1 protein-coding gene (only partly in view) is annotated in these 12,600 nt (G+C 69.3%); it reads left to right on the top strand.

From position 1 onward, the window contains the following. Positions 1-12,600, top strand: the final stretch of a protein-coding gene (locus tag ACIBCN_RS40265) for a non-ribosomal peptide synthase/polyketide synthase (protein ID WP_396997573.1). Its footprint begins 31,446 nt before the window's first position; 12,600 of the gene's 44,046 nt are visible here — the last part of the coding sequence; its start codon lies off the left edge, out of view; its stop codon occupies positions 12,598-12,600.

Below are 12,600 nucleotides of genomic sequence, written 5' to 3'. Positions count from 1 at the left end.
TCGCGACTGTCCGGCACCGACGACATCGCGGTCGGCACCCCGATCGCGGGTCGTGGTGAGCGCGAACTCGACGACCTGATCGGTATGTTCGTCAACACCTTGGTCTTCCGGACCAGGGTCGCGCCGGGCGACCGCTTCGCCGACCTGCTCGCCGACGTCAAGGAACGCGACCTCGAGGCGTTCGCCAACGCGGACGTGCCGTTCGAGCGCCTCGTCGAGGTGCTCAACCCGGTGCGCTCCACCGCGCGCAATCCGCTGTTCCAGGTGGGCCTTTCGTTCCAGAACCTGGCCGAGACCACCTTCGAGCTGCCGGGTCTGTCGGTGAGCGCGGTCAACTTCGACTCGCAGCTGGCCAAAACCGACCTGCACGTCACGCTGTATGACCGGTACGCCGAGGACGGCACGCCCGCCGAGATCATCACCGAATTCGGTTACGCCATCGACCTGTTCGACGAGGACACGGTCCAGGGCTTCGCGGACCGCTTCGTGCGGGTACTGGACGCCGTGGTCGCCGACGCCACCCGGCCGGTGGGCGAGATCGACCTGCTGGCCACCGACGAGCACACCCGGATCCTCAGCACCTGGAACGACACCGCGCACGAGGTCGACACGACCGCGACGCTGGTGTCGCTGCTGGACGCCTCGGTCGCGGCGACGCCGGACGCGGTGGCGCTCGTCGCCGACGAGCCGACCGGTCAGCACCAGGCCCACCCGTCGCCCGGCCACCCCCCCTCAAGGATTCGCTACGCGATCCTGACTTACGCGGAGCTGGACACCCGGGTGAACCGCCTGGCCCGCTACCTGATTCAGCGTGGCGTCGGCCCGGAGGACCGGGTGGCGCTGGCCATCCGCCGCTCCACCGATCTCGTGGTCGCCATGTACGCGGTCGCGAAATCCGGTGCGGCCTATGTGCCGATCGATCCGGATCAGCCTGCCGAGCGGACCGACTACATCCTCGCGACGGCGGCACCGGTCTGCGTGCTGACCACCGGTCGTGACGGATTCCGTACCGCCGCAACCGAGGTCGTGCAGATCGACGCGCTCGATCTGGCCGTGTTCGCGGCCGGGCCGGTCACCGAACGCCGCGGCACGCTCGCCGCGGCGAACACCGCGTACGTGATCTTCACGTCCGGCTCGACCGGCCAGCCCAAGGGTGTCGCCGTTCCGCACGCCGCGATCGTCAACCAGTTGCAGTGGGAGATAGCGACCTTCGGCCTCGGCGCCGACGACGCGATCCTGCTGAAGACCGCGGCGACGTTCGACCTCTCGGTGTGGGAGTTCTGGACCGCCGCCGCGTCGGGCGGTCGCCTGGTGATCTCGGCGGCCGACGGTCACCGCGATCCGGCCTACCTCAACGAGCTGATGCGCACTACCGGCGTCACCACGCTGCACGTGGTGCCGTCGATGCTGGACTCGCTGCTCACCGAATCCGCGGGCCGCCTGACGCATTCGCTGCGCCGGGTACTCGCCATCGGTGAGGCGCTGCCCGCCGCGACCGCGCAGCGGTTCCGCCGTGACAACGCCGCTGAGCTGTTCAACCTGTACGGCCCGACCGAGGCCGCGGTGTCGATCACCAGCCACCTGGTCACCGACGCCGACGAGCTCTCGGTATCGATCGGCGCGCCGGAATGGAACAGCCGCGTCTACGTGCTCGACGCCAGGCTGCGGCCGGTCCCGGTCGGCGTCTCGGGCGAGTTGTACCTGGCCGGTGCGCAATTGGCGCGTGGTTACTTCGGCAAGGCCGAGCTGACCGCCGACCGGTTTGTCGCCGATCCGTTCGGCGCGGCGGGCGAGCGCATGTACCGCACCGGTGACCTGGTGGCCTGGGATGCCGCCGGAGAGCTGGATTACCGCGGTCGTAGCGACTTCCAGGTGAAGATCCGTGGCTTCCGTATCGAGCTCGGCGAGATCGAGGCGGCGCTGCTGCGTCAGCCCGCGATCACGGCGGCCGCGGTACTCGCGCATACCGATCCGAGTATCGGGGACCGTCTGGTGGCGTACGTGGTGCCGCGGGCGGGTCAGCTCGACAAGCGCGGGCTGCAGGCCGCGCTCGCCGCGGAGCTGCCGTCGTACATGGTGCCGTCGGTGCTCGTCCAACTGGCCGCGTTGCCGCTCAACGCCAACGGCAAGCTGGACCGGAAGGCGTTGCCGCAACCCACCTTCGAAAAGGCGGTGTTCCGCGCGCCGGTCACCCCGATCGAGCAGATCGTCGCGAACACCTTCGCCGACGTGCTGCGCATCTCGGATCGGGAAGGGGCGGAATCGAAACGACTCGGCCTCGATGACGACTTCTTCGCCTGGGGCGGTAACTCGCTGCTGGCCACGCAGGTCGCGGCCCGCCTCGGTGAGGCGCTGAACACTCGCGTGCCCGTCCGATTGATGTTCGAGGCGTCCACGGTTGCGGCGCTGGCGGTCCGGGTCGAGCAGCATGCCGACGCCGGTGGTCGCAAGGCACTGACCGCGGCGCCACGCCCCGACCACATTCCGCTGTCGCTCGCGCAGCAGCGCATGTGGTTCCTCAACCGGTTCGACACCCAGTCGGCGGCCTACAACGTGCCGATCGCGGTGCGGCTCACCGGTGCCCTCGACGTGGCCGCGCTGCGTGCCGCGATCGCGGACCTGGTGAGCAGGCACGAGATCCTGCGCACCATCTACCCGCAGACCGACAGCGGTCCGGTGCAGGTGATCCTGCCGCCGGCCCAGGCCGTGCCGCGGCTGGACGTGTGCGTGGTCGCGCCCGCGCAGATCGAATCCGCCGTGGTGGCACTGACTTCGACGATGTTCGACGTCACCACCGAGGTGCCGATGAAGGTCGCGCTGTTCCAGATCGCCGGGGAGCAAACGGAATCGGATGCGGTGTCGTCGGATGGTTCCGCTCCCGCCGAGGTCGAATACGTCCTCGCGATGGTGGTGCACCACATCTCCGGTGACGGTTCTTCGGTCGGCCCGCTGACCCGCGACCTGATGATCGCCTACGCCGCGCGTTCGGCAGGCGAGGCGCCGAACTGGGCCCCGCTCGAGGTGCAGTACGCCGACTACAGCATCTGGCAGCGTGAGCTGCTCGGCAGCGAGGACGAACGGGAGTCGTTGGCGGCCAAGCAGGTCGCGTACTGGCGCCAGGCGCTGGCCGAGCTGCCGGATCAGCTGGATCTGCCCTCGGATCGGCCGCGTCCCGCGGTGCAGTCCTTCGCCGGCGGCAAGGTCGAGCTGCGCATCGACGCCGAGACGCATCAGGCCCTGATCGAGCTGGCCCGCACCGAGGGCGCGACGCTGTTCATGGTCGTGCACACCGCGCTCGCGGTGCTGCTCGCGCGGCTGTCGGGCACCGACGACATCGCCATCGGCACGCCGATGGCGGGTCGCGGCGAGGCCGTCCTCGACGACCTGATCGGCATGTTCGTCAACACGCTGGTGTTCCGCACCAAGGTCGACGCCGGTGAGCCGTTCACCGAACTGCTTGCGCGGCAACGCGAGACCGACATTCAGGCGTTCGCCAACGCCGATGTGCCGTTCGAGCGCCTCGTCGAGGTGCTCAACCCGGTCCGGTCCACCGCGCGGCATCCGCTGTTCCAGGTGGGTCTTTCGTTCCAGAACCTCGCCAAGGCCGCACTGGAGCTGCCGGGTCTGGCGGTGTCCGGGCTCGACATCGACACGGCGCTGTCGCAGTTCGATCTGCACCTGATCGCGACCGACCGCTACAGCGACGCGGGCGAACCCGAGGGCATCACCGGGTTCTTCACCTATGCCACCGACATGTTCGAGCGGGATACGGTGCAGGGCTTCGTCGATCGGTTCGCGCGCCTGATCGGTGAGATCATCGCCGCGCCGCGCACCTCGGTCGGCGACATCGAACTGCTCGACGTCGCGGAGCGCGCACAGCTGGTGACCGGCCGCAATGCGACCGACAACACGGTGGACACGGCAGCGACGCTGGTGTCGCTGCTCGACGCCTCGGTGGCGGCCGGGCCGAAGGAAGTCGCGCTGGTCACCGAGGACGGCGCGTCGATCACCTACGGCGATCTCGACGCTCGGGTGAATCGTCTTGCGCGGCATTTGATCTCGATCGGTGTCGGGCCGGAGTCGCGGGTCGCGCTCGCGTTCCGGCGTTCGGTCGACTTGATCGTGGCGATGTATGCCGTGGCGAAGTCCGGTGGGGCGTATGTGCCGGTGGATCCGGCTCAGGCTGCTGAGCGGACCAGCTACATCCTCGAGACCGCCGCTCCGGTGTGCGTGCTGACCAACGCCGATGCCGAGTTCGATACCGATGTCGCGCCGTTGGTGCGGATCGATCAGCTGGATCTGGCCGAGGTGGCCAAGACCCCGATCGCCGACGCTGACCGGGTGGCGCCGTTGCGCCCGGAGAACACCGCGTACGTGATCTTCACGTCGGGTTCGACGGGTCGTCCGAAGGGTGTTGCGGTTTCGCATGGCGCGATCGCGAATCAGTTGCAGTGGAAGGTCACCGAGTTCGGTCTCGATGCCGCCGATGCGATTCTGCTGAAGACCGCTGCCACCTTCGACCTTTCGGTGTGGGAGTTCTGGTCGGCCGCGGTGTGTGGCGGTCGACTTGTCATCGCCGCGCCCGATGGTCACCAGGACCCGGCCTACCTCAACGAGCTGATGGCCCGCGAGTGGGTGACCACGCTGCATGTGGTGCCGTCGATGCTCGACGCGCTCACGGCCGGTGATTTCCCGAACTCGCTGTGGCGGGTGCTGGCCATCGGTGAGGCGCTGCCCGGTGCGCTGGCGCAGCGGTTCGTGCGCGAGCACTCACGTACCGAGCTGTTCAACCTGTACGGCCCGACCGAGGCCGCCGTGTCGATCACCAATCATCGGGTGACCAGGGCGGACGAGACCTCGGTGTCCATCGGTCTGCCCGAATGGAACAGTCAGGTCTACGTGCTGGATTCGCGACTGCGGCCGGTGCCCGACGGTGTCGCCGGTGAGCTGTACCTCGCGGGTGCGCAGCTGGCCCGTGGGTACTTCGGTCGCGCGGATCTGACCGCGGATCGGTTCGTGGCCAACCCGTTCCAGACCGGTGCGCGGATGTATCGCACCGGTGACCTGGTGGCGTGGAACGCCTCCGGTGAGCTGGAGTACCGGGGCCGCACCGATTTCCAGGTGAAGATCCGTGGTTTCCGGATCGAGCTCGCCGAGATCGAGGCCGCGCTGCTCGCGCTGCCGGAGATCGCGCAGACCGCTGTCATCGCCAAGTCGGATCCGCGCACCGGTGATCGCCTGGTGGCCTACCTGGTGGCGTCGAACGGCGACGTCGATGTCGCCGCCGTGAAGTCGGCGCTGACCGCTGGTTTGCCGTCGTACATGGTGCCGTCGGCGTTCGTGGTGCTCGAGGCGCTGCCGTTGAACGTGAACGGCAAGCTGGATCGAAAGGCGTTGCCGGAGCCGGAGTTCGAGGCCCAGGCGTTTCGTGCGCCGTCGACGCCGATCGAGGAGATCGTGGCGTCGGTGTATGCCGAGGTGCTCGGTGTGGAGCAGGTCGGCGCGGACGACGACTTCTTCGGTCTCGGCGGTAACTCGCTGCTGGCCACTCAGGTCGCGGCCCGCATCGGTGCCGCACTCGATGCCAGGGTGCCGGTGCGCGCACTGTTCGAGGCGTCCACCGTCGCTGGTCTGGCCGTGAAGGTCGAACAGCACGCCGGTGCCGGTGGCCGTCGCGCCCTGGTGGCGGGGCCGCGTCCGGAACAGGTTCCGCTGTCGCTCGCGCAGCAGCGGATGTGGTTCCTGAACCAGTTCGACACCGCGTCGGCCGTCAACAACATCCCGGTTGCCGTGCGGCTCACCGGTGACCTCGATGTCGCCGCGCTGCAGGACGCCGTCGGCGATGTCATCGCCAGGCACGAGACGCTGCGCACGGTGTACCCGGAGCAGGGGCGCGCCGCGAGCCAGGTGATCATGCCCGCCGAGCGGTCGGTGCCGGACCTGACGCCGGAAACCGTTGCCGTCGAAGACATTCAGCAACGGATCGTGGACGTGATCACCGCGGGCTTCGATGTCACGGCGGAGATTCCGTTGCGGGCCAAGCTGTTCCGGATCACCGACGGCGAATACGTGCTGGTGTTCGTTGTTCATCACATCAGCGCGGACGGCTGGTCGATGGGCCCGCTGACCCGCGACGTGATGCTGGCCTACGCGGCCCGCTCGAACGGCGTGCCCCCGGGCTGGGCGCCGCTGCCGGTGCAGTACGCGGACTTCAGCCTCTGGCAGCGCGACGTGCTCGGCTCGGAGGCCGATCCGGCGAGCCTGATCTCGCAGCAGGCCGAATACTGGCGTGCCGCGCTGGCCGGGCTGCCGGACGAGCTCAACCTGCCCGCCGACCGGACCAGGCCGACGACCCAGTCGTTCGCCGGTGGCCGCGTGGTGTTCCCGATCGACGGCGAGCTGCACGGCAAGCTCACCGAGATCGCGCGGGAACAGAACGCGACCATGTTCATGCTGGTGCACGCCGCGCTCGCGCTGTTCCTGGCGCGCATGTCGGGCACCGACGACATCGCCATCGGTACCCCGATCGCGGGTCGTGGCGAGGCCGAGCTCGACGACGTGATCGGCATGTTCGTCAACACGCTGGTGCTGCGCTCGCACGTGGCAGGCGACCTCACCTTCGGCGAGTTGCTCGCCAGGACCAAGGACGCGGACCTGCAGGCGTTCGCGCATGCCGACCTGCCGTTCGAGCGGCTCGTCGAGCTGCTCAACCCGGAGCGCTCGACCGCGCGGCACCCGCTGTTCCAGGTGGCGCTGTCGTTCGAGAATCTGCCGGAGACGAGCTTCGAGCTGCCCGGATTGCACGTCGGGGCGGTCGATTTCGAGGTCGAGACGGCGAAGTTCGATCTGTCGCTGACGATCCGCGAGGCCGCCGCTGGCGGCGACGCGGGCATGTACGCCGAGTTCTCCTTCGCCCGTGACCTTTTCGACGACGCCACAGTCGAGGTCTTCGCGCAGCGGTTCACCAGGCTGCTCGACGCCATCGCCACCGAACGCGAGCTGCCGATCGGTGACCTGCCGCTGCTCGACGCCGACGAGTACGAGCTGCTCACGCACGTGCACGGCGAAGACGTGATGGCCACCGGGCTGCTGCCGGATCTGCTGCAGCGCGGCGCCAAGCTGAACCCGGAGCAGATCGCGGTCCGCTACCAGGGGCGCTCGATCACCTACCGCGAGCTCGACGAATACTCGTCGCGGCTGGCGCGGGTGCTGATCGAACGCGGTGTCGGTCCGGAACGCATTGTGGCGCTGTCCTTCCCGCGCTCCTACGAGATGGTCGCGGCGTTCTGGGCGGTGGCCAAGGCCGGCGGCGCGCACGTGCCGGTCGACCCGACCTACCCCGAAGACCGCATGCGGCACATGATCAACGACTCCGGCGCGGTCATCGGCATCACCGCGACCGAGCACGTGGATCGCCTGCCGCGCGACGTCGAATGGCTGCGGCTGGACGATCCGGCGCTCGGCGAGCTGATCGAGGCCAAGTCGCCGGACTCGGTGACGGACGCGGACCGGATCTCGTCGCTGGCCATGCGGCACCCGGTCTATGTCATCTACACGTCGGGTTCCACGGGTATGCCCAAGGGCGTCACCGTGACCCACGCGGGCATGGGTGGCCTGGTCGGCGTCGCCACCGACCTCTACCAGCTCGAGGCGCACCACCGGTTCCTGCACATCTGCTCGCCGAGCTTCGACCCGTCGGTGCTCGAATGGCTGTGTGCCGCTTACACCGGCGCGACGCTGGTGATCGTGCCGTCGACCATCATCGGCGGGCCGGACCTGGCCGAGCTGCTGCGCACCGAGCGGGTCACGCACACGATCATCACCCCCGCGGTGCTCGGCACCGTCGATCCGGCGGGCATGGAGGCCCTAGAGGTCGCCTCGGTCGGTGGCGATGTCACCACGCCGGAGCTGCTGGCCAAGTGGTACCCGGGCCGGAAGTACTTCAACGCCTACGGCCCGACTGAGACCACGATCATCTCGTCGTACGCCAGCCTGACCCCGGGACGGCACGTCACCATCGGCCTGCCGGTACGCGGCATGTCGGCGCTGGTGCTCGACAACCGGCTCAACCCGGTGCCGCCGGGTGTCGCGGGCGAGCTCTACCTCGCCGGTGGCGCGGTGGCGCGTGGCTATCACAACCGCCCCGACCTCACCGCGGAACGATTCGTCGCCAACCCGTGGAGCAACGAGGGCGCGCGGATGTACCGCACCGGCGACGTGGTGCGCTGGTTCGCCGAGCCGGGCGAGCGCGCGGGCAATGCCGCGGTGCCCGAGGTGCGCTGGGAGCTGGACTACGTCGGGCGCTCGGACTTCCAGGTGAAGATCCGCGGCTTCCGCATCGAGCTCGGCGAGATCGACACGGTGCTCGCGGCCCATCCCGACGTCGAGTTCGCGATCACGCTCGGCAAGGAGACCGCGGCGGGCGCCACGATTCTGGTGTCCTACGTGCTCGCGGTGCCCGGCCACGAGATCGACACGGCCCGGCTCAGCGAGCACGCCTCGCGCAGCCTGCCGCCGCACATGGTGCCGTCGGCGATCATGGTGCTCGACGAGATCCCGCTGACCCCGGTCGGCAAGCTGGACCGCAAGGCGCTGCCCGAGCCGGTGCTCGCGCCGCGTGAGTTCCGGGCACCGGCCAGCGAGATCGAGGCGGTCATCGCCGAGGTGTTCGCCGAGGTGCTCGGGGTCGAGCAGATCGGTTTGGACGACTCCTTCTTCGCCCTCGGCGGCGACAGCATCCTGTCCATCCAGCTGGTATCGCGGGCCAAGGCGCGCGGCGTGGTGTTCTCCCCGCGCGAGGTGTTCGAGCGGCGCAGCGTAGCCTCGCTTGCCGAAATCGCCACGCTGGGTGCGGGTTCGGAACAGGTGAAGCTGGAGGAACTGCCCGGCGGCGGGGTCGGCGACATTCCGCTGACGCCGATCATGACGCAGATCCTCGCGAGTGGCTCGGCCTACGACCGCTTCTCGCAGACGATGGCGCTGCGGCTGCCGGACGGTATCGACCGGGCGACGCTCGTCGGAACCGTCGCGGCGGTGTTCGACCACCACGACGTGCTGCGTACTCGGTTGCGCCGCAACGACGATCGGTGGGTGTTCGAGGCGCTGGCGACCGGTGCGGTCGACGTGGATGCCATGGTGCATCGGGTCGAGCTCGCCGCCGACGTCGACGACGCGGAGCTCAAGCGGGTCGGCAGCGAGGCGTTCGACGCCGCGCTGGGCCGCTTGGATCCCGCGAATGCTGTGATGGCGCAGTTCATCTGGTTCGCTTTTGAGGGCGAGCGGCGCGATGTGCTGCTTATCGTGGCGCATCACTTCGTGGTCGACGGTGTGTCCTGGCGCATCCTGATTCCGGACTTCGCGGTCGCGTGGTCGCGGCTGGCCGCCGGTCAGCAGGTGGCGTTGCCCGCCAACGGAACGTCGATGCGACGCTGGGCACACAGCCTGGTCGAGGCGGCTTCCTCGGCCGAGCGGGTCGCGGAACTGCCGTTCTGGCAGCAGGTTTCGACGACGCCGGATCCGCTGCTCGGCGCGCGCCCGTTCGACCCCGCGGTCGATACGTTCGCCACGGTCGAGCGGGTCGAGGTCACCTTGCCCGCCGAGGTCACCGACGCGGTGCTCACCGCGATCCCCGGCCTCTACCGCGGCGGCGTGAACGACGGGCTGCTGTCCGCGCTGGCGATGGCGGTTGCCCGCTGGCGTGGCCAAGGTGCGGCCGCACTTGCCCACCCGTCGCCCGACCACCGCCCCTCATCGAGTCGCTCCGCGACGCTGGCCCACCCGTCGCCCGACCACCGCCCCTCATCGAGTCGCTCCGCGACGCTGGTAAAACTCGAGGGTCACGGCCGCGAAGAGGAAGTCGTGCCCGGTGCCGATCTTTCGCGCACCGTCGGCTGGTTCACCACGGCCTACCCGGTCCGGCTCGACCTAGGCGACGCCGACCTCGCCGACGCGTTCGACGGTGGTGCTGCGCTCGGCGAGATCGTGAAGTCGATCAAGGAGCAGTTGCTCGCGGTGCCGGACAAGGGTCTCGGTTACGGCCTGCTGCGGCACCTGAATTCGGCGACCGGTCAGCGACTCGGTGCCGCGGGCGGCCAGATCAGCTTCAACTATCTGGGTCGCATGTCGGCCGGGGAGATCCCGGAGCAGCTCGCCGAAATCGGGTGGGTGCCGGTGGCCGACCTCGGTCAGCTGGACGGCGACATGGATCTGGACATGCCCGCCAACGCGACGATCGACATCAACGCGATCGTCACCGACGGCGCGGACGGTCCGGAGCTCGGCGCGGCGTTCGCCTTCCCGACCGGGTTGTTGACGCGGGCACAGGTGCAGGAGTTCGCCGACCACTGGGTCGCCGCGCTCACCGCGCTGGCCACGCACGCGCGGCGGTCGGACGCGGGTGGCTTCACGCCGTCCGACATGTCGCTGGTGCGGGTCGCGCAGACCGATATCGAGCTGTGGGAACGGAACTACCCGGCGCTGGCCGAGGTGTGGCCGCTCTCGCCGCTGCAGTCCGGTCTGCTCTTCCACGCGATGATGACCCAGGCGACGGTCGACGTGTACACCATGCAGGCCGTGGTCGACCTCGGCGGCGCGCTCGACGTGCAGCGGCTGCACGCGGCCGCGCAGGGCATCATCGACCGCTACCCGAACCTGCGCACCGCGTTCGTCACCGACTCCGACGGGCAGGCCGTGCAGGTCGTGCTCGATCGGATCGAGGCGCCGTGGCGCGAGGTGGATCTCACCGCGCTGCCCGCCGACGAGCGGACCGCGGAACTGCGCAGGCAGGTCGCGGCCGATCAGGCGACGCACTTCGACATGGCGGTGCCGCCGCTGCTGCGGTTCACCCTGTTCCGCACCGACGAGAGCCAGTGGCACCTGGCCATCACCACCCATCACATCCTGTTGGATGGTTGGTCGATGCCGCTGCTGATGCGGGATCTGCTGGTGCTGTACGCGGTTCGCGGCGACCAGGCGGCGCTGCCCCGGGTCGCCTCGTACCGCAACTTCCTCGGCTGGCTGGCCGGGCGGGACCGCGAGGCCTCGCTGCGGGCCTGGGCGACCGCGCTCGACGGCGTCAGTGAGCCGACTCAGCTTGCGCCGCAGCCGCGTTCGGCCGAGCAGTACGAGATCGGCAAGCTGGTCACCGAGCTCGACACCGACCGCACCCGCCAACTCACCAAGCACGCCGCCGAATTGGGCGTCACGGTCAACACGCTGGTGCAGGCGGCCTGGGGCATCCTGCTCGGCCGGCTCACCGGCCGTGGCGATGTGGTCTTCGGCGCCACCGTCTCCGGGCGGCCCGCCGAACTGCCGGGCGTGGAGTCGATGGTCGGCTTGTTCATCAACACGCTGCCGGTGCGGTTGCGCATCGATGATCGGCAGACCATCGGCAAGCTGCTGGAGCGGTTGCAGCACGATCAGGCCGATCTGCTCGAGCACCATTACGTGGGACTCACCGACATCCAGCGGGTGGCCGGCACCGGATCGCTGTTCGACACGCTGCTGGTGTTCGAGTCGTATCCGATGGACAAGGAGGCCATTTCGGCCGCCAGCTCCATCGACGGCATGTCGGTGACCGGTGTCGGCGTCAACGACGCCACGCACTACCCGCTGACGCTGCTGGTGACCGCCGAGGCGACGATCGAGCTGACGCTCAAGTATCTGGGCAGCCGGTTCTCCGCGGACGAGGTGGAGATCATGTCCGCGCGGTTGGTCCGGGTGCTGGAAGCGCTGCTCGGCGATCCGGACGGGCTCGTCGGCGACATCGACATCCTCGATGCCGGTGAACGGGCCCGCCTGCTCGTCGAATCCGGCATCACGGCAACCACTTCCGCGCCGGAGCCGACCGGCCGGGTCGGCGCGCACACGGTCGCCAAGGTGCTCGCCGAGGTGGTCGAGGAGGATCCGGAGGCGCCGGCGCTGCTCGCCGACGGCGACGAAATCGCTTACCACGTCCTGGATCGACGCTCCTCGCAGTTGGCGCGGGTGCTCATCGATCGGGGTGCGGGGCCGGGCGACATCGTCGCGGTGGCGCTGCCGCGTTCGCTGGACGCGGTGGTCGCGGCCTGGGCGGTGCAGAAGGCCGGTGCGGCACTGCTGTTCGCCGGTGATCTCACCGTCGACGACATGGTCGGTGCCGGAGCCACTTTCGGCATCACGCCGAATGCGGTGCCGGACAGCCCGATGCAGTGGTTGGTCCCGTCCGAGCCGCGGATGCGGGCCGACCTGGTCGCGGCCCCGTCGCACCCGGTCTCCTACGCCGACCGGGTCCGCCCGCTCGGCGAGGACCACCCGGCCTTCGTCGTCCCGACCGGCGACGGCGTCCTCGCGATCTCGCAGACCGAGGCCCTCGCCCGAGCCGAACACGTCCGCGAGGAGTACGGCATCGACTACGAGTCGACCACCTACACCACGGCCCCCTCCGGCCGCGCCGCCATGCTCGAGTTCCTGGCCGCCGCCACCGCGGGCGCCCTCTCGGCCCTCCCGACCGGCGAAGTCGCCAACGACCTAGCCGACGGCGAAGTCACCCACTGGTTCGTCACCCCCACCGACGCCACCGATGCGGCAGACCCCGAGATCAAGATCGTGATCGCGGAGTAG

The sequence above is a fragment of the Nocardia sp. NPDC051052 genome (assembly GCF_044456045.1).
In the GTDB taxonomy this organism is placed as follows: domain Bacteria; phylum Actinomycetota; class Actinomycetes; order Mycobacteriales; family Mycobacteriaceae; genus Nocardia.
This window is presented reverse-complemented; position numbering and strand designations above follow the sequence as displayed.